The 21,693-nt window shown below is 57.0% G+C and carries 17 protein-coding genes; 9 read left to right on the top strand and 8 right to left on the bottom strand.

Going from position 1 to position 21,693, the window contains the following annotated elements:
• Positions 1 to 22 precede the first annotated feature (22 nt).
• Positions 23 to 1,702, bottom strand: coding sequence for a glucose-6-phosphate isomerase (pgi, locus tag M3668_RS01860; protein ID WP_251379131.1), 1,680 nt, complete (start codon positions 1,700 to 1,702; stop codon positions 23 to 25).
• A gap of 251 nt (positions 1,703 to 1,953) precedes the next feature.
• On the opposite strand from pgi, the gene M3668_RS01855 reads away from it, so the two are divergent.
• The 6 genes from M3668_RS01855 (at position 1,954) to M3668_RS01830 (ending at position 10,680) form a co-directional block, all read left to right on the top strand.
• Positions 1,954 to 3,825: a BCCT family transporter gene (locus tag M3668_RS01855; protein ID WP_251379130.1), complete on the top strand. Its 1,872-nt coding sequence runs from the start codon at positions 1,954 to 1,956 to the stop codon at positions 3,823 to 3,825.
• A gap of 232 nt (positions 3,826 to 4,057) precedes the next feature.
• On the top strand, positions 4,058 to 5,971 hold the full coding sequence (gene typA, locus M3668_RS01850) for a translational GTPase TypA (RefSeq protein ID WP_251379129.1): 1,914 nt from the start codon (positions 4,058 to 4,060) through the stop codon (positions 5,969 to 5,971).
• Positions 5,972 to 6,092: 121 nt separating this feature from the next.
• Positions 6,093 to 7,406 carry a PIG-L family deacetylase gene (locus tag M3668_RS01845; protein ID WP_251379128.1) on the top strand — a complete coding sequence of 438 codons (1,314 nt, stop codon included), beginning with the start codon at positions 6,093 to 6,095 and terminating at the stop codon, positions 7,404 to 7,406.
• A 139-nt stretch (positions 7,407 to 7,545) separates the two neighbouring features.
• Entirely contained in the window at positions 7,546 to 7,869 is a 324-nt protein-coding gene (fdxA, locus tag M3668_RS01840) for a ferredoxin (RefSeq protein WP_251379127.1), read from the top strand.
• A gap of 187 nt (positions 7,870 to 8,056) precedes the next feature.
• Positions 8,057 to 9,190: a succinyldiaminopimelate transaminase gene (gene dapC / locus M3668_RS01835; RefSeq protein WP_251379126.1), complete on the top strand. Its 1,134-nt coding sequence runs from the start codon at positions 8,057 to 8,059 to the stop codon at positions 9,188 to 9,190.
• A 209-nt stretch (positions 9,191 to 9,399) separates the two neighbouring features.
• A complete protein-coding gene (locus M3668_RS01830; RefSeq protein ID WP_251379125.1) occupies positions 9,400 to 10,680 on the top strand; it encodes a citrate synthase in 1,281 nt (426 codons plus the stop codon).
• A 69-nt stretch (positions 10,681 to 10,749) separates the two neighbouring features.
• Here M3668_RS01830 and galE read toward each other — a convergent pair whose 3' ends face one another.
• From galE to dapD, 3 genes are all read right to left on the bottom strand, one after another.
• The gene (gene galE, locus M3668_RS01825; protein WP_251379124.1) at positions 10,750 to 11,763 is read right to left on the bottom strand and encodes a UDP-glucose 4-epimerase GalE; all 1,014 of its coding nucleotides are present in this window, start codon (positions 11,761 to 11,763) and stop codon (positions 10,750 to 10,752) included.
• Positions 11,764 to 11,959: 196 nt separating this feature from the next.
• The gene (locus M3668_RS01820) at positions 11,960 to 14,083 is read right to left on the bottom strand and encodes a 5'-nucleotidase C-terminal domain-containing protein (RefSeq protein WP_251379123.1); all 2,124 of its coding nucleotides are present in this window, start codon (positions 14,081 to 14,083) and stop codon (positions 11,960 to 11,962) included.
• A gap of 141 nt (positions 14,084 to 14,224) precedes the next feature.
• A complete protein-coding gene (gene dapD / locus M3668_RS01815) occupies positions 14,225 to 15,181 on the bottom strand; it encodes a 2,3,4,5-tetrahydropyridine-2,6-dicarboxylate N-succinyltransferase (RefSeq protein ID WP_502948944.1) in 957 nt (318 codons plus the stop codon).
• 58 nt (positions 15,182 to 15,239) lie between these two features.
• On the opposite strand from dapD, the gene dapE reads away from it, so the two are divergent.
• Positions 15,240 to 16,379: a succinyl-diaminopimelate desuccinylase gene (gene dapE, locus M3668_RS01810; protein WP_251379122.1), complete on the top strand. Its 1,140-nt coding sequence runs from the start codon at positions 15,240 to 15,242 to the stop codon at positions 16,377 to 16,379.
• Between the two features lie 101 nt (positions 16,380 to 16,480).
• Here dapE and M3668_RS01805 read toward each other — a convergent pair whose 3' ends face one another.
• From M3668_RS01805 to M3668_RS01790, 4 genes are read right to left on the bottom strand one after another with little or no spacing between them, the layout of a single operon-like run.
• Complete coding sequence (locus M3668_RS01805) at positions 16,481 to 17,386, bottom strand: amino acid ABC transporter permease (RefSeq protein ID WP_251379121.1); 906 nt, start codon at positions 17,384 to 17,386, stop codon at positions 16,481 to 16,483.
• A 5-nt stretch (positions 17,387 to 17,391) separates the two neighbouring features.
• Complete coding sequence (locus M3668_RS01800) at positions 17,392 to 18,075, bottom strand: amino acid ABC transporter permease (protein ID WP_251379120.1); 684 nt, start codon at positions 18,073 to 18,075, stop codon at positions 17,392 to 17,394.
• 39 nt (positions 18,076 to 18,114) lie between these two features.
• On the bottom strand, positions 18,115 to 18,963 hold the full coding sequence (locus M3668_RS01795; RefSeq protein WP_251379119.1) for a glutamate ABC transporter substrate-binding protein: 849 nt from the start codon (positions 18,961 to 18,963) through the stop codon (positions 18,115 to 18,117).
• Positions 18,964 to 18,975: 12 nt separating this feature from the next.
• The gene (locus tag M3668_RS01790) at positions 18,976 to 19,704 is read right to left on the bottom strand and encodes an amino acid ABC transporter ATP-binding protein (RefSeq protein WP_251379683.1); all 729 of its coding nucleotides are present in this window, start codon (positions 19,702 to 19,704) and stop codon (positions 18,976 to 18,978) included.
• A gap of 220 nt (positions 19,705 to 19,924) precedes the next feature.
• Here M3668_RS01790 and M3668_RS01785 point away from each other — a divergent pair, with 220 nt between their 5' ends.
• Both M3668_RS01785 and M3668_RS01780 read left to right on the top strand, forming a co-directional pair.
• Positions 19,925 to 20,284, top strand: coding sequence for a DivIVA domain-containing protein (locus M3668_RS01785; protein ID WP_251379118.1), 360 nt, complete (start codon positions 19,925 to 19,927; stop codon positions 20,282 to 20,284).
• Positions 20,285 to 21,625, top strand: a complete 1,341-nt coding sequence (locus M3668_RS01780; protein WP_251379117.1) for a putative hexosyltransferase — start codon at positions 20,285 to 20,287, stop codon at positions 21,623 to 21,625.
• Positions 21,626 to 21,693 lie beyond the last annotated feature (68 nt).

The following is a 21,693-nucleotide window of genomic DNA, read 5'->3' as shown; positions in this document are numbered from 1 at the left end:
TTAGCTACTTGTGACTGAGCGTTTACTTGCGGTTGTTCAGGTAGAACTCAATCAGACTCTGGGTTGAGGAGTCCTGCTGAGCCAGGACCTCGCGGTCACCGCTCACAGCGGGTGCCAACTGCAGGGCGAGCTGCTTGCCCAGTTCAACGCCCCACTGGTCGAAGGAGTCGATGCCCCAGACGACACCCTGCACGAAAGTGATGTGCTCATAGAGGGCAATGAGCTGACCCAGAACTGACGGGGTCAACTGGGAGGCCATGATGGAGGTGGTGGGGCGGTCACCGGAGAAGACACGTGCGGGTACAATCTCTTCGGCGGTGCCTTCAGCGCGTACCTCATCAGCGGTCTTGCCGAAGGCTAGTGCCTTGGTCTGGGCGAAGAAGTTAGCGAGGAAGAGCTCGTGAACATCCTGCTCGCCATCCTTGGTGGGGTGCACCGGGTTGGCGAAGGCAATGAAATCAGCGGGGATTAGGCGGGTGCCCTGGTGAATAAGCTGGTAAAAGGCGTGCTGGCCGTTGGTGCCGGGCTCGCCCCAGAAAACCTCACCGGTCTCGGTGGTGACAGGGGTGCCATCCGCGCGTACCGACTTACCGTTGGATTCCATGGTCAGCTGCTGCAGGTAGGCGGGGAAACGATGCAGGTACTGGTCATAGGGTAGGACGGCGTGGGTTTCGGCACCCAGAAAGTTGACGTTCCAGATGTTCAGCAGACCCATGAGAGCAGGGACGTTCTCTGCCAGGGGAGCGGTACGGAAGTGCTCATCCATAGCATGGAAGCCAGCCAGGAACTGCTCAAAAACATCGGGGCCCAGCACGATCGCCAGGGGAGTGCCGATAGCTGAGTCAACGGAGTAGCGGCCGCCCACCCAGTTCCAGAAACCAAAAGCATTCTCGGGGTCGATACCGAAATCAGCGACCTTATCCAGGGCGGTAGAGACGGCGACGAAATGGGCTGCAACGGCGTCCTTCTCATCCTTGCCTTCCAGCGCCCCGGCTTGGCGCAGATTGGTCAGCAACCACTCGCGGCAAACACGTGCGTTGGTCAGGGTCTCCAGAGTGCCAAAAGTCTTGGAAGCAACGATGAAGAGGGTGGTTTCTGGGTCCAGGTCAGCCACGGTCTCAGCGGCGTCGGTGGGGTCAATATTGGAGATGAAACGAGCGGTCAAGCCGGGCTGAGCGTAGGGCTTGAGAGCTTCGTAGACCATGACGGGGCCCAAGTCAGAGCCGCCGATACCGATATTAACCACGGTTTCGATCTGCTGGCCGGTGATGCCGGTCCACTCACCTGAACGTACACGGTCAGCGAAGTCGTAGACCTTGGCAAGAACCTCGTGAACGTCCTCATCCACGTTCTGACCGTCCACAATCAGCGGGGGCTGGGCATCAGCAGGGCGGCGCAGTGCCGTGTGCAGGACGGCGCGGTCCTCGGTGACGTTGATGCGCTCACCGGCGAACATGGCAGCCCTGCGGTCTTCTAAATTAACTTCGCCTGCCAGCTTCATCAGCAGGTCAAGTGTTTCATCAGTAATGAGGTTCTTGGAAAGATCAACGTGCAAATCTGCGGCGGTGAAGCTGAGCTTGTTAGCGCGCTGGGCGTCCTGCTCAAACCAGGTGCGTAGGTTGGCATCCAAACCCTGGCTGTGAGCGTCCAGTGCCTTCCACGCGGTGGTGGTGACGGGGTCAACGATGGTGTTAACAGACATGTGCCTGCATCTCCCTTGCTGTTATGGGTTACTTGTTTCCATCTTATGTTGGATTGGTGGGATTTTGATGTTTTTCGTGTGGTTTTTTGTGGTTTTGACGGTAAATTCTAGCCAGAAATTATCAGTAGTGTTATGGTTGTTGCCAGTGAGTGCCTCAACCTCGAGACCTAAGCCAAGGGGCAGGGGAGGGCACTTTTTAATGTGTAAAGACGACGACAAACATACAGACTGCATACTAAAGGAATAGATACATGACTACTTCTCAGAACCAAACCCCGCCCGGTGCGGGCGTAGACCTGCGGAAGGGAGGCCTGAGTAAGGAGCAGCGTCAAAATATGCGTGAGGGCAATCTTGCTCCCAAGGTTTTCTGGCCCGCCGCAGCCATCATGGTGCTTTTCGTTGGTCTGACTATAGCCTTCCCTCAACGTGCAAAATCAATTTTTGACGCCCTGCAGACGGACGTCATCAACTACTTTGGTTGGTACTACGTTGCCATCGTCGCCTTCTTCGTGGTTTTTGCCCTCTACTTAGGGTTCTCCCGCATGGGCGACATCAAACTGGGTGATGATGACGACGAGCCAGCCTACACCTTCACCACATGGTTTGCTTTCCTCTTCGCTGCTGGTATGGGCATCGGCCTGGTCTTCTACGGCGCGACCGAACCGCTGATGCACTATGTTGACCCCCGCCCCGGTGTAGAAGGCGGCAGTAAAGAGCAGATAGCGCAGGCGGCCATGAGCCAGTCCTTCCTGCACTGGGGACTACACCCCTGGGCTATCTACGTAATTGTGGGCCTTGCGATTGCCTACTCAGCTCACCGCCTCAAACAGCCCCTCTCTATTCGTTACTCCCTCAAGCCGCTGCTGGGCGACCGTGTCACCGGCAACTGGGGCAACCTCATTGATATCGTTGCCCTGGTGGGCACCCTCTTCGGTGTCGCCACCTCTCTTGGGCTGGGCGTGATGCAGATTGCAGCGGGTCTTGGCTACCTCAACATTCCGGCTGAGGGTAACCTCTGGCTAATTGGCATCATCCTGGTGCTCATGGGAATTACCCTCTTCTCTGTAGTCACCGGCCTTGAGAAGGGCATGAAGTGGCTCTCAAACGGCAACCTGATTCTGGCGGCTATCGTCTGTATCTTTGTGTTGCTGGTCGGCCCCACCCTCTTCATCTTCCGCGAGTTCATCGGTTCCCTCGGTCACTACCTACAAAATATTGTGGCCATGACCTTCGAAACCCTGGCCCTTTACGGCGTGGACGGCGAACAGTTCCAGGCTGCCTGGACTACCTTCTACTGGGGCTGGTGGATCTCCTGGTCGCCCTTCGTGGGCATGTTCATCGCCCGCGTCTCCAAGGGACGCTCCGTGCGTGAGTTCGTCACCGGCGTCCTGCTGGTCCCTGCCCTAACCTCCTTCTTCTGGTTCTCTGTGCTCGGCGGCACCGCCTTGCACCAGGAGCTCTTCAGTGGCGAGACCCTCAGGAATGCTGACGGCAGCGTCTCCGCTGAGCACGCTCTCTTTGAGATGTTCAGCAACCTGCCCGGCGGTGTTGTTCTAACCGTTGGTGCAGTTTTGCTGATTACCGTCTTCTTTGTGACCTCGGCTGACTCAGGCGCTCTGGTGTTGGGTATGCTGTCCACCAACGGCTCACCCGAGCCCAAGACCTGGATCCGTGTCTTCTGGGTCTGCGTAGCTGCAGTAACCTCTATCTCCCTGATTATTGTGGGTGGTAGCGAAGCGCTCTCCGCCATCCAGACCATCGCGATTCTGACCGCTCTGCCCTTCTCAGTTGTCATCATCCTGATGTGTATCTCGCTCTATAAGGCACTAAGCGTTGAGCACCGCCTCTTTGTGCGCGCTCAGCGACGCAACGCCCGCGAAGAGCTGATGGACTCGGTGACTGACCGCGTGGACGAGCACCTTGATAGCCACTTCGATGCAGCCCTCGACAAAGCCGTAGAAGCTAAGGTTGAAGAAGCGGTTGAAGAAGCGGTTGAGAAAGCAGTAGATGAGGTCAACGTTCAGATCTCAGCGAACACAGCAGCAATCGATCAGATTCGTACTTCCACCGGTGCAATCCCCGTCGTTACTCCTAAGACACAGGAAAAGCCCTGGGATAAGTAACCCACCTCATTAAAATGAGTTATTGTGGCGGCGTCCTTTTCTACTCACTTGTACCTCAAGTAGTCAGAAAGGGGCGCCGCACCTCTATAAATATGTGTTCCACGTGATAGTTCCACTTGAACCGTGGGGCGGTATACTCAGAACGAAAGCCCAAAAGCACCCGGCTCTCTTTAATGAGCGTTCGGTGAGCTCCGGCGTCCTTTTACCCTAGATAAAGCGAGATATTTTACGCATGTCTGAAACTCAGAACACCGCTTCACGTAGCGACCTTCGCAACGTGGCAATCGTGGCTCACGTTGACCACGGCAAGACCACCATCGTTGATGCGATGCTCAAGCAGACCAACGCCTTCTCAACCCACGGCGACGTTGAAGATCGAGTCATGGACTCCGGTGACCTTGAAAAAGAAAAGGGCATCACCATTTTGGCCAAGAACACCACCGTGTTCTACTCAGGCCCTGCAGCTAACGGTGAGACCATCACCATTAACGTGATTGATACCCCCGGCCACGCTGATTTCGGTGGTGAGGTTGAGCGCGGCCTGTCTATGGTAGACGGCGTTGTTCTGCTGGTGGACGCTTCAGAAGGCCCCCTGCCCCAGACCCGCTTCGTTCTGCGCAAGGCACTTGCAGCTAAGTTGCCCGTCATCCTGGTTGTTAACAAGGTTGACCGCCCCGATGCGCGTATCGATGAGGTTGTTGGCGAGTCAATGGACCTGCTGCTGGGTCTTGCTGGCGACCTGGCGGACGAGGTTCCCGACCTAGACATTGACGCTCTGCTCAACGTGCCCGTTGTCTACGCTTCCGGTAAAGCTGGCGCTGCTTCACTGAACCAGCCCGCTGACGGCGCCCTGCCCGATAACGAAGATCTGGAACCCCTCTTCCAGACCATTCTTGAGCACGTCCCTGCCCCCACCTACAACCCCGATGAGGTTCTACAGGCACACGTTACTAACCTTGACTCCTCACCCTTCCTGGGTCGCCTGGCGCTGCTGCGTATCTTTAACGGCACCCTGAAGAAGGGTCAGACCGTTGCCTGGGTACGCCAGGACGGTCAGACCAAGAACGTACGTATCTCAGAACTTCTTGCTACCAAGGCGCTGGAGCGTGTTCCCGCTGAATCAGCTGGCCCCGGTGAAATCGTGGCTGTTGCCGGTATCGAGGACATCACCATCGGTGAAACCTTGACCGACTCAGAGAACCCCAAGCCCCTGCCCCTGATCAAGGTTGATGACCCCGCAATCTCCATGACCATCGGTATCAACACCTCACCTTTGGCCGGTAAGGTCAAGGGCGCTAAGGTAACCGCGCGTCAGGTCAAGGACCGTCTTGATAAGGAACTGATCGGTAACGTATCCCTCAAGGTTCTTCCCACCCAGCGTCCTGACGCCTGGGAAGTGCAGGGCCGTGGCGAGCTCGCCCTGGCGATTTTGGTTGAGCAGATGCGCCGCGAAGGTTTCGAGCTGACCGTCGGCAAGCCCCAGGTCGTGACCAAGGTTGTGGATGGCAAGGTCCACGAGCCCATGGAACACATGATTATCGATGTTCCCGAAGAATTCCTGGGCGCAGTTACCCAGCTCATGGCAGCTCGTAAGGGCCGCATGGAGAACATGGCAAACAATGGCACCGGCTGGGTCCGCATGGAATTTGCCGTCCCTGCCCGTGGTTTGATTGGTTTCCGCACCCAGTTCCTCACCGAGACCCGCGGTGCTGGTATCTCTAGCTCCTACGCCACCGGCTACGAGCCCTGGGCTGGCACCATCGAGTACCGCACCAACGGCTCCATGATTGCCGACCGCGCAGGTGTTGTGACCCCCTACGCCATGATTAACCTGCAGGAACGCGGATCCTTTTTCGTAGAACCCACCACCGAGGTTTACGAGGGAATGATTGTTGGCGAGAACTCCCGTGCGGATGACATGGAAGTCAACATCACCAAGGAAAAGAAGCTCACCAATATGCGTTCGGCATCGGCTGATAACTTCGAAAACCTGACCCCTCCCCGCAAGCTGACCCTCGAAGAGTCCCTCGAATTTGCCCGTGAAGACGAGTGCGTTGAGGTGACCCCCGAGGCAATCCGCATCCGCAAGGTCGTGTTGAACGCCAACGAGCGCGTCCGCGAGGCACGTAAGCGCGCACGCGCCTAACGAGGCAGAGGTAGCCATCATAGCTACCCACTAGCAACAGGGGAGTAGGGTAAACCTGCTCCCCTGTAGCTGTACCAGCTAGGCATCCTAGCCCGGCAAAAGCACAGAGAATGAGGACGTTTTGAGTCAGGACAACACCCCCTACTACCCGGTAGCCGGTGAACTTATTACGGAGACCGCAGTTGATACCCTCGCCCCGGCAGGTAAGTCATCGGGAGAGACCGTCTTTCTATTTGTGCACGCCCACCCAGATGATGAATCATCATCCACAGGTGCCACCATGGGGGCCCTTGCTAAGGCTGGCGCCCAAGTGCACCTCTTGACCATGACCCGCGGGGAAATGGGGGAGGTTATCGACCGTTCCCTCGCCCACCTTGAAGCTGAAAACCCCGCGAACACCGATGGGGGAGTAGCCCTGGGCAAACTGCGCACCGCTGAACTAAAACAAGCGCTAGCTGCTCTGGGCATCACACAGCATACTTTTCTGGGAGAAGGGAATGCCAGGGCCACCCAGACCCCACCTCTTTACCGTGACTCTGGCATGACCTGGGGGGAAGACGGTCGAGCTGCCCCCAACCCCCTCGCCGCACCCGACTGCCTAACTCGCACCTCTCTAGAGCCCCAAGCCGAGGCTATCGCCGCACTGATAGAGCAGGTTCGCCCCGACGTCCTAGTGACTTATGATGCGGACGGCGGCTACGGGCACCCCGACCACAAGCGCACCTATGAAGCAACACAGGCTGCTGTTGAGCTGCTTAAAGGTTCGGACGCCGCACCCACCCTTTTCTGGGGTATCGAGGGTGAAGCTGATGCAACAGATACCCGGCAACAGGCTGTCATTACCGGGGACCTGGTGCGTAAACGCGACGCTATGGCGGCGCACGCCACCCAAATCACCATCACTGGAGATACCACCTTCGAATACTCCAACGGAGTGCCCCAACCCATCTCAGCCGTCGAAACCTACCGGCTCCTTGGCGGTGAAATTGAGGGGATTAAGCCAGCACCTCTCACCGCACACCAGAACTCATCAGAGACCCAAGAAGAACCCCCTGGGGTTATCAATAGTCTGATTACCTCCATAGCCCTAGGTCTGCTCGCAGGTTTTTCAGGCACCATATATCATTCCTGGATTTGGTACATCAATCAAGACCTTTGGGTGCCCTGGGGCGCCTTGCTGGGCTGCCTGACCGTCTTCTTTGCCGCAACATGGTCTACCCTGCACACCCGCAAAAATTGGACTGCAGCACTGGTTGGCTTCACCGCCTTCACCCTCATCAGTATCTTTGCCTATGCCAAGGGCAACTCCATGTTGGTCTACATTAACCCCATCAATCCGCCGGGAATAGCCGGAACCCTCTGGGCGATGGGATCCCTGGTCGCAGCAACACTATCCCTCATCGCTACCACCCGCTACCGCCTCAAACGCGGTTAGATGCGGCGACTAAGGTTACATATTTTGACTGTTGCCTAGACCACAAAAATAAGCTCCATAGGCATGCACCCTATAAACTAGAGCACAGAACAAAACCTACCCAGCGCACCAGCCCCCACCCGCGCCCAGAAAGGCAGAGATGACCTACGTTATCGCCCAGCCCTGCGTCGACGTCAAAGACCGTGCATGCGTCGAAGAATGCCCCGTCGACTGCATCTACGAAGGCGAACGCTCCCTCTACATTCACCCTGATGAATGCGTGGACTGCGGCGCCTGCGAACCCGTTTGCCCCGTAGAAGCCATCTACTACGAAGACGACGTCCCCGAAGAATGGGAAGACTACACAGCGGCTAACGCCGACTTCTTTGACGACCTGGGCTCACCCGGTGGTGCAGCCCGCATGGGCCTCATCGAAAAGGACGTCCCCTTTATCGCTGCTCTGCCCCCACAAAACCAGGGCTAAATAGCTTTCTACCCCTCTCCTCCCCTAACAGGGTGAGGAGAGGGGCTTTGCTTTTAAGCTCGCAGTAGCCCAATGGTGCCACATCCGCTCTGCAACCGTGCCAGCATTCGAGCAGCTGCCAGCCGGGCCGCGGCGTCCTTGCGTAGACTAGGGACAGAACAGAACGTAGCCTAGTGAAGGAAAACCTATGAGCGCCTTTGGCCTTTCTCTGCCCGACTACCCCTGGGACACCATGGCTCCTTACTTGGAAACGGCTAAGGCGCACCCGGACGGATTGGTCAACCTTTCCATTGGCACTCCCGTGGACCCTACTCCTGCTGTTATTCGGGATGCCTTAGCAGCGGCCACTGACGCTCACGGTTACCCCACCACGCACGGCACTGTGCAGGTGCGTCAGGCGATTGTGGACTGGTTTAACCGCCGCCGCGGAGTGCCAGGTTTGAGTGTCGAGCAGGTTATGCCGACCATCGGTTCCAAGGAATTGGTCGCCTGGTTGCCCTTCCTCCTGGGGTTGGGGGAGGGAGATGTGGTGGTGCGCCCCTCCGTTGCTTATCCCACCTATGATATTGGTGCTCAGCTGGCTGGTGCCACTGCTGTTGCAGCTGATTCTCTCGATGAGCTGGACGCCGATACCCGCGCCCGGGTGCGTCTGGTCTGGGTTAATTCACCCGCAAACCCCACCGGTATTGTCCGTGGTGTTGATGAGCTAAAGAAGCTGGTTGATGACGCCCGCAGCCTCGGTGCTGTGGTCGCCTCTGATGAGTGCTATGCAGAGCTGGGTTGGGGTGAGTGGGACACCCAGCGCGGTGGAAAGCTTGTGCCCTCCATCCTTGATTCTCGTGTGTGCGGTGAGAGTCAGCAGCTGGTTTTCTCGGTCTACTCCCTTTCAAAGCAGTCCAACTTTGCTGGCTACCGAGGTGCTTTTATCGCTGGGGACGCAGAGATCATGCCCAACCTCATTAATTCTCGTAAGCACGCAGGCATGATTGTGCCAGCCCCCGTGCAGGCTGCTATGGCAGCTGCGCTCAATGACGATGCCCATGTGGAAGCGCAGAAGGATCTCTACCGTGCCCGCCGTGACCTACTGCTGCCAGCTGTGCAAAAGTTCGGGCTGACCGTTGAAAATTCTGAGGCCGGTCTTTACCTCTGGGCGACTGCCGGTGAAGATACCTGGACGACTGTTCAACGCTTTGCTGAGCTGGGTATCCTTATTGGTCCAGGAGTTTTCTACGGTGAATCAGGTGAGGGCTATGTGCGCCTAGCACTCACCGGTTCTGACTCAGATATTGAGAAAGCAGCAGCTCGTCTAAAAACTGCATAAACAGCGGTTTTAGAGGTCTTATTAGGGCGTAATCTTTTACCCTACCTCTCCTCTGAATGTGACCTCACCCATGGTTCTGTTGTAATGTGAACCATAGATGACATGCGTACGCGTGCGGTGTGGCTCTCAACGGTTGAAAGCCACACCGCTCTCTATGAAATCCTCTCTAGCGATTCGTGTACGTTTGACCTCACACACCAGGAGGAACAATGACAGAAAACCACGCGACCCTCAGCTATCAGGGCAAGGAACTGCCGCTGGCAGCGGTGGAAGCAACCGAAGGTAACGGTGCCTTCGAAGTAGCTGGCATGCTTAAAGAGACCGGTAAGGTAGCCTACGACCCCGGCTTCATGAATACTGCTAACGCAAAATCAGCGGTGACCTATATTGACGGTGACGCCGGAATCCTGCGTTACCGCGGCTATCCCATCGAAGAGCTGGCGGAGAAATCAAGCTTCATCGAAACCGCTTACCTGCTGATTTATGGGGAGCTTCCCACCGCTGATCAGCTGGAAGAGTTTGACCAGATGATCCGCCGCCACACCATGGTGCATGAGGATTTCAAGACCTTCTTCAACGGCTTCCCCCGTGATGCCCACCCCATGGCTGTGCTGGCGTCCAGCGTTTCAGCTATGTCTACCTTCTACTCAGATTCACTGGATCCTTTTGATCCGCGCCAGGTAGAGATTTCTACCTTCCGTCTGCTCTCCAAGGTTCCTACCCTGGCGGCTTATGCTTACAAGAAGTCCAAGGGCGAGCCCCTGATTTACCCCCGCAATGAGCTCAATTACTCAGAGAACTTCTTGCGCATGTGCTTCGGTTTCCCCACTGAGGAATACGAAGTTAACCCCGTGCATGCTAAGGCTCTTGACCTTCTGCTGCTCTTGCACGCAGACCACGAACAGAACTGTTCCACCTCCACGGTGCGCCTCGTAGGTTCATCTAACGCCAACATGTTTGCCTCGGTCTCCGCCGGCATCAACGCTCTCTACGGCCCCCTGCACGGGGGTGCCAACGAAGCTGTGCTGAAGATGCTGACTCAGATCCAGCAGGAGGGCATCAGCCCTGAGGACTTCATGGAGAAGGTCAAGCGTAAGGAAGACGGTGTGCGCCTCATGGGCTTCGGTCACCGCGTCTATAAGAACTACGACCCCCGTGCCCGCCTTACCAAGAAAACCGCTGACGAGGTGCTTGAGACCCTGGGTGGCAATAACGAGCTGTTGGATATTGCTATGCGCCTTGAAGAGAAGGCACTGAACGATGACTACTTCATTGAGCGTAAGCTCTACCCCAACGTAGACTTCTACACTGGCATGATTTACAAGGCGATGGGCTTCCCCGAGAAGATGTTCACCGTTCTCTTTGCCCTGGGCCGTATGCCCGGCTGGATCGCCCAGTGGACCGAAAGTATGCAGGACCCCGACCGTAAGATCGGACGCCCCCGCCAGGTCTACATTGGCGAAAACGAGCGCCACTACCCGGGTGCGTAAACCTAGGGTTTAACAGCTAAAGCCGGCCCCCTTATGGGGGCCGGCTCTTTTTATTTAGCCACGATTTATTTAGGCTTCGTAACCGTTGGGGTTGTTCTTCTGCCAGTTCCAGTGATCGCGCACCATAGTCTCAATGTCGCGGTGGGCGCTCCACCCCAGGTCAGAGAGGGCAGCTGAGGGGTCAGCGTAGGAGACGGCGACGTCGCCGGGGCGACGGTCCACCATCTTGTAGGGAAGCTCCTTGCCTGCAGCCTTCTCAAAGGCATGCAGAACTTCGAGAACCGAGTAGCCGTTGCCGGTGCCCAGGTTCCAGGTATGCAGGCCCTGATGGCTGGTGATATAGTCCAGCGCCTTGAGATGGCCATCTGCCAGATCAGAGACATGGATGTAGTCGCGCACGCCGGTGCCATCAACGGTGGGGTAGTCGTTACCAAAAATATTTAGGTGCTCGCGGCGGCCCACAGCTACCTGGGCGATGAAGGGCACCAGGTTATTGGGGATACCTGCGGGGTCCTCACCAATACGGCCGGACTCGTGTGCGCCTACCGGGTTGAAGTAGCGCAGCAGGGCGATGTTCCACTTGGGGTCAGATGCAGCAAGGTCGACCAGCATATCTTCGATGTGCTCTTTGGTGCGGCCGTAGCAGCTCTGAGCATCCATGTTGATTTTTTCGGTCAGCGGCATGGACTCCGGCTCACCGTAAACGGTAGCTGATGAAGAGAAAACGATGGAGGTGCAGCCAGCCTCTTCCATGGCGTAGAGCAGGTTGAGGGTACCGGTCACGTTGGTCTGGTAGTACCAGAGGGGCTTTTCAGCTGACTCGCCCACGGCCTTGAGACCCGCGAAGTGGATGACTGCATCTGGCTTGACCAGGTTGAAGAGCTGCTTCATCTCGGGCAGATCCAGCAGATCAACCTTGCGAAACTCTACGGTCTTTCCGGTCAGTTCTTCAACACGAGCCAGCGACTCCATGGAGGAATTGGAGAGGTTGTCCATGACGGTGACCTCGTGCCCAGCGTTGAGCAGTTCAAGGACGGTGTGCGAGCCGATGTAGCCGGCGCCGCCGGTAACGAGAATTTTCACGTATTCCCCTCAATTAAGGTGTGGTTATTTGTGATGTTTCTAGCTTAGCGGCTTAGTAGCACAGCGGCGGGGTTTGGCACACAGATGTGGGCACATGCACGGACAATGACGCCCCGCCCGTGCGGTTCTTGTCGGAACCGTTCACAGGCGGGGCGTCCTCAGCGAGAAGCTGATGCCCCGGCGCCTAGGCGAGCTTTTACTGCTTGCCCTTGCGAGTGGCTCGCATGGCAATACCTCCGATTACTAGTAGCAGGAGAGCAACAGCGAGCAGAGTGAGCAGCGGAGCGCCCGTATGGGCCAAGAAGCGCTTGGGCGTGGAGCTTGCCGCAGCTTGTTGGTTGCCTGTGGCTTCACCTGATGTTGCTACCGGTGTGGGAGCTTCCTCGCTGGGGGCAGAGGTTGGCTCATCGGTAGGTTCAATACTGGGCTCTGCAGTGGGTTCTGCGGTGGGCGGAGCAGTGGGCTCTGCAGTGGGTTCAGCTGATGCTGAAGGTTCGGGGGTCTGACTGGGAGTAGGAACAGGGCCCACGCTGTGATCTAGTGAGCTGGTCCCGACCGTCCAGTTCTTGACGAAGAAGTCGGCGGGGTCAATGGTCTTATTGGCTGCCGCCCAGTCGATCATCAGATCGCGGACGGCCTTCTGCTCCTCATAGACAATGGGAGCTGAGGTCACGTGTGGGTAGCCCGAGCCACCGCTCCAGCGGTAGTTGTTAAGAGCCAGAATGACCTTCTGGTCATCGGCCAGGGGCGAGCCGTCGGCAAGGGTTAGATTCTCAATTCTTTGGCCCACAGGCTGGGAGATGTTGATGTGGTAGTTAACGCCAGAAAGCACATCGTAGGAGTAGTCCGGAATACCGCGGGTCGCACCGTCGTAGAGAGCATTGGTGACCGTTGACCAGTCCTCAATGACTGCTCCAGGCTCCTGCTGCTGATAGTAGCGTGCCGAGTATTCCAGGTAGTCCCGTAGCTGGGCTCCGGTCAGTTCAACCGCATAAAGGGTGTTGTCATAGATGTAGAGTGAGGCCATATCAGCGATAGTCACAGGGCCCTGCTTGAAAACGGCAGTGCGTGAGAAAGGTGATGCCTCAGCAATCAGCGGTAGATCAGCGTAGGGGGTGCCTTCCAGTGCGCGTGCTACCTCATCGGTTTGTACACGGTTGATGAAGTCCAGCACCGCGGTGTCCTCCCAAGCAGAGGTAGCTGCCGGCATGTCTTCGGTAGCCTGGGCAACCACGGTCTGCACCCACTGGGTGGTTTCCGTGTGATAGGGCTCAATAGCCGCGCGGATACGCGGGTCGGCAGCGTAGTTACCGGCAGCCAGCGGCGCGGCGGTAGGACGCCCGGTCTCGTCCCACTTAACTTCAATCTCCCCATCGGCATCTTTCGTCAGGGGAAGGGTCACTTCAGAGAGGAAGCGAGCCCAGTAGCCCGGCTGGGTGAAGAGCACCGGCTCCCCGTTTTTATTGGTGAAATACTCTTGAACCTTGTTGGTGACGTGGGAGTGTCCGCCTACCACCACATCAACATCCGTGGACTGTTCAGCGACCGACTGGGCAATGTTTTCGTTGAGATCAGCAGGGTTGTAGGTATAACCGGTAGCATCCAGACCGGTATGAGCAAGCACGATAACCACATCAGCGCCAGCCGCTTTCACCTTGGGTGCCCATTCAGCAGCGGTGGCAGCGGTGTCCCTAAACTCGAGGTTGCCCTCAACGGTTGCCTTATCCCAGACCCTCACCCCGGGGGTTACTACACCAATGACGCCAACCTGAACGGTCTCACCACCCACGGTTTTATTGATCATGGTATAGGGCTCATAGGCGGGCTGGCCGGTGCGGGCATCAATAACATTGGCAGCCAGCAGAGGCATAGCAAGGCTGTCCTTATACTGGGCGGATGCCTGCAATCCGTAGTTGAATTCGTGGTTTCCCACCACACCCGCGTCATACCCCAGCAGGTTAAAGACCGACGCCATGGGGTCCACTGTGCTTGCCGAACGGTTCTTCTGGTAGTAGGTGGCCAGGGGATTGCCTTGGTTAGCGTCCCCATTATCGAGCAGGACGGTGGAGTCTTCACCCTTTGCACTGCGCGTCTGTTCGATGGCGGTTGCTAGGTGTTCCATACCCAGCGCCTTATCCCCAGTGCCGTAAGGCTCTCCGGTGAAGTAGTCATAGTTCAGTTGCCGCCCGTGAATATCGGTGGTAGCAAGAACGGTGAGGTTACCTAAATCGGTGTCACCGTCATCCGCTACAGCAGCCGGTGCTAAAAACGCGGATGAGACCAGGCCAAGGCCTGTCAGTAGAGCGAGAGAACGCTTCATAAAAGAGGATCTTTCATCAGATAGTGTGTTGAATACCTGTGTGTGCGAGCTCTCTTCAGTTTAAAGGGCAAAAGCCCCGGCCTGCCACCCCATAGAGGAGGTTAAAATTGCAGGTCAGGGCTCTTGGCCGGTTAGTGCGCTTTAGTTAGCGTGCAACTCTGAGTTCAGCTCAACGGTTTTACCCTCACGAGGAAGCGCCTCAATGGCACCAGTCACCGAGTTGCGGCGGAAAAGCAGATTATTGACACCCGATAGCTCGACAGCCTTGATGATTTGAGGCTCTGCGCCGGGGTTAAGCAGGGTGACGCGTGAACCTGCGGTCACATACAGACCGGCCTCAACGACGCAGTCATCGCCCAGAGCAATACCAATACCGGCCTCGGCGCCTAGCAGGGAGCGCTCGCCGATGGCAACGCGCTGGGTGCCACCACCTGAGAGAGTGCCCATGGTTGAAGCGCCACCACCGATGTCAGTGCCGTTGCCGATGACTACGCCCTGAGAAATACGGCCCTCCACCATGGATTCACCCAGGGTGCCGGCGTTAAAGTTCACGAAACCCTCGTGCATGACGGTGGTGCCGGCTGCCAGGTGAGCACCTAGACGCACACGGTCAGCGTCACCGATACGGACGCCTGCGGGCACGACGTAATCAATCATGCGGGGGAACTTATCGACGTGGGTAACGACCAGGGCACCGCGGCGGCGCAGCTTCAGGGAGACCGTATTGAATTCGCTGGCCAAAACGGGGCCAAAATTGGTCCAGGCGACGTTGGCCAGCTTGCCGAAAAGACCCTCAAGGTTGATGGTGTTGGGTTCTACTAAAGTGTGAGATAGCAGGTGAAGGCGCAAGTAGGCGTCCTCTGCGTTGGCGGGGGCGGCGTCCAAATCAATGGTGACGTCTACGATTTCACGCACCACGTTACGGTCTTCATCGGTCTCTACCAGGGCTTCCAGATCAGCGACCACGGACTGGTCGGAGGTCTGTGCGAGAGTGGGGGCGGGGTACCAGACATCTAGTACGGTACCTTCGTGCTCGCCGCTTGCGACAATAGTTGCCAGGCCCAGGCCTGCTGCTGTGCGGGTCTTTTGTTCAGTCATAGATACCAGTTTACGAAATCAAGATGTACTGTGCAGTCTCTGCTTGTATGGTGGACGTATGACTGAACCCCGTGTTACTTCCCGTGACTTTGCCAGCTTTGGCCCGGCCACCCTTGACCTCATCCAGCCCGTGGAACAGCTAACCGCTGACCTGCTCGATATTTTCTCCGTATCTGGTGAGGAAACGAGGCTGGCAGATGCAGTGCAGATTGCCCTTGAAGGCATCGGCGGCTTAGAGATTACCCGTGATGGAGACTCCCTCATTGCCCGCACCCATCTAGGAAGGAGCCAGCGCATTGTGCTGGCCGGTCACCTGGATACCGTTCCCTTGCCCCGCGCTGAGGGCTCTTTGGGCACGGTGCCTTCAGCATGGAGGAACGACGAGGGGGAGCAGGTGCTGTACGGACGCGGGGCGGTGGATATGAAGGGCGGGGTTGCCGTTCAGTTGGCGCTAGCCGCCCACCTGGCTAATCCTGCCTACGACATTACCTACGTTTTTTACGACAACGAAGAAGTTGCTTCAGAGCTCTCGGGTCTTGCCCGCCTCATGCGTCACCACGAGCAACTATTGACCGACGCCGATTTCGCGGTGCTCCTTGAACCTACCGATGGCGTTATCGAGGGTGGCTGTAACGGCACCATCCGTTTCTGGATTCATACTGAGGGGCTGGCTGCCCACTCGGGGCGTGCATGGAAGGGGGAGAACGCCATTCACAAGATGGCGGATGTCCTGGGCCGCCTGGCCGTCTACCAGCCTCAGACCTACGAGGTGGAAGGGCTAGCTTACCGAGAAGGTCTCAACGCCGTGCAAATCTCTGGCGGTGTTGCCGGTAACGTTATCCCCGATACTGCTGGCGTCCACATCAATTACCGCTTTGCCCCTAACAAAACTCTGCGCCAGGCTCTAGACCATCTCCAAGAGGTCTTTGACGGCTATGAGTTAGATTTTGTCGATCAGTCCCCGGCTGCCCGCCCTGGCCTGGACGCACCTATGGCGGCATCCCTGATTGCCTCGGTGGGGGGCGAACCCAAGCCCAAGTACGGCTGGACGGATGTTGCCCGCTTCAGTGAAATCGGTATCCCCGCGGTCAACTTCGGTCCGGGTGACGCCCTGCTGGCCCACACGGATAACGAGCATGTGAAAGCCCGTGAAGTCCAAGCCTGTTACCAGGCACTTGCTACCTGGCTGACCGCCTAAGGCAGAGGCTGTAACCGTTTAAAGCCCGATCCATGAAAAGGTCGGCGGGCCCACCAGATGGTGGACCCGCCGACCTTTTCATGGACCGGAACTAAGGAACCCTAGTGCTTAGGGATCTTAAACATCATTTCGGTCTTAGGCCTAGCGTTATCGACCTCGCCGGGCACACCATCAGCGTGCTTAATCTCAACATCGGTGCGTGAGCTTAGGAACTGGGAAAGCCACTCAGCTAGCAAGGTGAGAGCGAAGTTAATCACTACGAAGATGAGAGCAGCCAACAGCAACATCTGCAGGATGTTACCTTCACCGGAGCCAAAGCGGCGGGCGGCTGCCAATAGCTCGGGGTAGGAGATGATGTACCCCAGGGCGGTGTCCTTGAGGATGACCACGAACTGCGAGAGCAGAGAGGGCATCATAGCGGTCAGTGCCTGAGGCATGAGAACTGAAGTCAGCACAGCCCAGGGAGTCAGACCGATGGCCAGGCCGGCCTCACCCTGACCCTTTGGCAGCTGGTGGACACCGGAGCGTAGTAACTCAGCAATCACCGAACCGTTGTAGAGGGTCAAGCCTAGAACGACGGCGATGAAGGGCAACTGGGAGGGTGAGAAGAAGGTGAACTGACCCAGGAAGAGCCAGAAGAAAATCATCATCATCAGCACGGGTACAGCGCGGAAGAACTCGACCACCACGGTGCCAAAGCCACGAATATATTTATTGGGTGCTAGGCGTGCCATGCCGAAGAAGAGACCAAATATCACTGAGGTAACAACTGAAATTAGTGCGGCCAGCAGGGTTTTACCCAGAGCAGGCAGGATGTAGTTAACCCAGAGGTTACCGGTGAAGAGTGAAGTCCATTTATCGGCTTCGAGCTGCCCCTGGCGCCCCATCACCATGAGAACGTAGGCCAGCATACCTGCCAGCAGCAGAATGGCAATGATGTTGAAAATACGGGTACGGGCACGTGCCTTGGGCCCCGGAACGTCAAAGAGAACAGAGGTTGAGGTCATACGTTTCATCGCTTCACCGCCAGTTTACGAGAGGCCCAGGTGGTCAGTAGACCGATGGGGACGACAATGATGACAAAGCCCATGGCAAAGACAAAGAAGATCATGAAAATGAGGTCTGAATTGAACTCAATCATGGACTTCATCATGCCCGATGCTTCTGCAACCGAGGCTACGGTGGCAACGGTGGTGTTCTTAGCCAGCGCGATCAAGGTGTTACCTAGCGGGGTAATGGAGCCGCGCAACGCCTGCGGGAAGATGACATAGCGGGCGGTCGGCATGAAGCTTAGACCGATAGCGCGTGCTGCTTCTGCCTGCCCAACGGGCACCGTGTTCACACCTGAACGGATTGCTTCGCAGACGAAGGCCGCGTGGTAGATCGCGAGAACGATGGCGGCGTAGATAAAGAAGTTCCATTCAAAGCTGGTAGCCAGTGAGAGTTGGAACTGGGTCCACACGCCCAAAATTGCCAGGGTCATGAGAATAGTTAGCGGAGTGTTACGGATCAGGTGCACGTAAGCGGTACCTGCCCAGCGCAATGAAGGCACCGGGGAGATACGCATGAGCGCCAGCACCGAACCGAGGACGAACGAGCCGATAGCTGCCCAGAAGGTCAGCTGCACGTTGGTCCAGAACGCTCCGAGAACGTCATAGGTGGCAAAGAGCGTGGAGAGCTGTTCAGAGAACGACATGAAAGCCTCCAAAATCTAGAAAATGTGTGTTGAGAATGTTTACTGGGCGGGGACGGTGGCGCAGGCACTATCAAGAACGGGCGGGTTCAGCTCGGCGTTATAGACATAACCCGATGCTCCCACGTTCTTTTCGACAGCTTCTTCCCAGGCGCCGGTTTCTACCATCTTGTTGATGGCTGCGTTGATATCAGCGCACTGATCCGAGCCCTTGGGCAGACCAATGCCGTAGCGTTCTTCGGTGAACGTGTTGCCCACCAGCTTTAGTTCGCCCTGATTAGCTCTGGTAGCGCCAAGACCTGCCAGGATGATGTCATCGGTGGTGACAGCATCGACCATGCCGGCGTTGAGGGCGACCACGCAGTCAGAGTAGGAGTTCTGCTGAACCAGCTGCACGGTTGAGGAGTACTTATCCTGAATCTTTTTTGCAGAGGTAGAACCGGTGACGGAGCAGAGATTCTTCCCTGCCAGGGAATCTGGGCCGGTGATATCGGTGTTCTCCTGCTGTACTAACAGGTCCTGGCCTGCGTAGAAGTAGGGGCCGGCGAAGTCTACGGTTTTGAGACGTGATTCAGAGATGGAGTAGGTCGCAAAAATCATGTCGACCTGTCCGTTGACGAGCATATTCTCGCGGTTAGCTGAGGGAGCCTCAACCCACTCAATCTGATCTTCTGAGTAGCCGAGTTCCTTGGCAACGTAGCGGGCGACGTCGGTATCAAAGCCGGTGTAGTCACGGCCGTCCTGATAGCCCAGACCGGGCTGATCGTACTTGATGCCAATGCGGATGCTCTCACCGTCAGATGAAGAGCCACACCCTGAGAGGGCGAGGACGCCGGTCGCAGCCAGGGCTACAGCGGCTAGTGCCTTGCCTTTGAGCTGTGAGAAGTTCATGGTGCACCTGCCCTAGTGACCGATAATCTTGCCGAGGAAATCCTTGGCACGATCTGACTGGGGGTTGGTGAAGAACTGATCGGGTGTGGATTCTTCGACGATTTCACCATCTGCCAGGAAAACAATGCGGTCGGCTGCCTTGCGGGCGAACCCCATTTCGTGGGTTACCACAATCATGGTCATGCCTTCGCGGGCTAAGGAAATCATGGTGTCAAGAACTTCGTTGACCATTTCGGGGTCAAGGGCGCTGGTGGGCTCATCGAAGAGCATCACTTTGGGCTGCATCGCTAGGGCGCGGGCAATGGCTACACGCTGCTGCTGGCCACCCGAGAGCTGGGCGGGCATCTTGTGTGCCTGATTATCAACGCCGACCTTCTTGAGCAGGCTCATCGCCAGTTCTTCAGCTTCAGTTTTGCTGAGACCGCGAACCTTGCGGGGGCCTAGAGTGACGTTGTCAAGGATGGACTTGTGCGCGAAGAGATTGAAGGACTGGAAGACCATGCCCACTTCAGCGCGCAGATCAGCCAGCGCTTTACCTTCTTCAGGCAGGCTGACGCCGTCGATTTTGATGTCGCCTGAAGAGATGGTTTCGAGGCGGTTGATGGTGCGGCAGAGCGTGGACTTGCCGGAGCCCGAGGGGCCGAGCAGGATGATGACTTCACCCTTGCCCACTTCGAGATTGATGTCCTTGAGGACGTGGTGGTCACCGAAGTACTTATTGACTCCGGTTACCTGGACCAGTGCGTCGTGAGTCATGCGGGTTTCCCTCCCTATGTGGTGTATTGACTGCCTCGCCGGTAGCATGGGCTACCGAACGTGTGTAGACAAAAAGGTGTATGTGCTTTACCTTACCCTCTCAAACGTAAACAGAAAGTTACACGGCAGGGGGTGGAGCGAGTAATAAGTGTTTGAGTGGGGTGACAAACAGTAAAGCGCCAGCCGTTGATGGTGGGAAGAGACCGTGAATTATCTTTTAGTTGGCCTGACTTTTCTAGTACTGGCGGTAGTGGTAGCTGCTTGCGCGGTGCTGGGAACTGATCGCTTGATACCGGGGCGCAGGGTGTTAGACGCTCTGAGCTCTGACGGGGTGGATGCCGCGGTGGGTGGCGAGCTGCCGCTGATTCTCTCGGATCACCCTCGCGGTAAAGAACTGCACAGCATCCGTTTCTCTACGGCCTTTTTTGGCTATCACCGAGATGAGGTGGACGGCGTGCTGGTTAAACTCATAGACGAGAACGCACGCCTGCGTTCCCTCCTTGAGAGCGATAGTTCCTCAGCTGAAACGGATAACCCTGGGCAGATCTCCTCGGAGCGACCCTAGATGCAGGACAACCGCTCGGAGGGGCAAGGATCTGCCGCTACGCTTTCAACCCTGGACAGGCTGAGCCTGCGACTGAATGCGATAGCTCTTAGACTGGCCCTTCACTTTGGCAGGTGGCCGGCGGCGGTGCAGGTTATGCTGGTCTACCTTGCCAGCCGTATTGTTAGCTGGTTTATTTTCAGTACGGTTGGTTTACAGCAGACCTTCAGCCCCTGGAAGCAGGGCGCTATGAGTTACGGCGAGTTCGTGATGATGTGGGATGCCGACTGGTACCAGAAAATTTCGCAGCAGGGTTACCCGCAGACCCTCCCTCTGGATGCGAACGGACGGGTAGCTCAAAATGAGTGGGCCTTCTACCCTCTCTATCCGCTTCTAGCCCGCACGCTGGTGACGGTGACAGGCTTACCCTACGAGACCGTAGCCCCCACCCTTTCTCTACTAGCTGGTTTTGGTGCTGCCTGGTTGCTCTACCGCCTCTTTCGCCTCTGCTGTCAGCGGGCATCCGACTCTCTCGGCACTGACCGAGGTGAAGAGCGATGGCATACTACCGCCCTGTGGGCTGTAGCTGCTGTCAGTTTTTGCGCTGTGGCCCCGGTGCTACAAACCGGTTATGCAGAGTCTTTGGGGTTGCTCTTTCTCATCTGGACCCTTCTCTGCCTGGTCCAGGGTTCCTACACCCTGATGCTGGTGCCAGCCCTATTTGCCGCCCTTACCCGACCGGTGGGGGTTCCCCTGGGAGCCGCCGTTGGAATGTGGTGGATGGTCTGCTGGCTAAGAGATTATTCAGCCCGTAGACCTCAGCGCGGTGCCGCCCTGGCCGCTCTCGGCACTACCGGCTGGCAGCTAATTTCAGCAGTGATGGTCTGCGCTTTTGCCTTCATTCACCCTGCCCACGCCTGGCTGGTGACCGGCAGAATCGACGCCTATACCGCCACCGAGACAGCCTGGCGGGCAGGCGGGGAACACGTTCTGCCTTTCATGCCATGGGTGCATCAAAGCCAGCACTATCTGGGAGTTGCGGGGCCGCTGGTGCTCACCCTTCTCCTCCTGCTCTTTTTCGCGGCTCTGCTGAGCCGCACCGTGCGACTTAGCCTGCCCCTGCCCCTGCTGCTTTGGGTCTGGAGCTATACCCTCTACATGCTGATGTTCTTTAACCCTCAGTCATCTACCTTCAGGTTGCTCCTGCCGCTCTTTGCACTGTATCTGCCGCTAGTTATGCTCTCATCCTCTCGGGCCTACCGGGGGCTGCTGGTGCTGAGCGGGGTAGCCATGCAGTTTGGCTGGGTAGGTTGGCTGTGGCACTGGAAGCAGTTACCCGGCGGGGGAGATTACCCACCCTAAACAGAGCTGGAAACGGGATGTCCCCACAAAAAGGTGCACAGGCTTTATTATTAAAGGAGTCACACAGC

This window comes from Rothia sp. P100 (assembly GCF_023712425.1).
Taxonomy (GTDB): domain Bacteria; phylum Actinomycetota; class Actinomycetes; order Actinomycetales; family Micrococcaceae; genus Rothia; species Rothia endophytica.
This window is presented reverse-complemented; position numbering and strand designations above follow the sequence as displayed.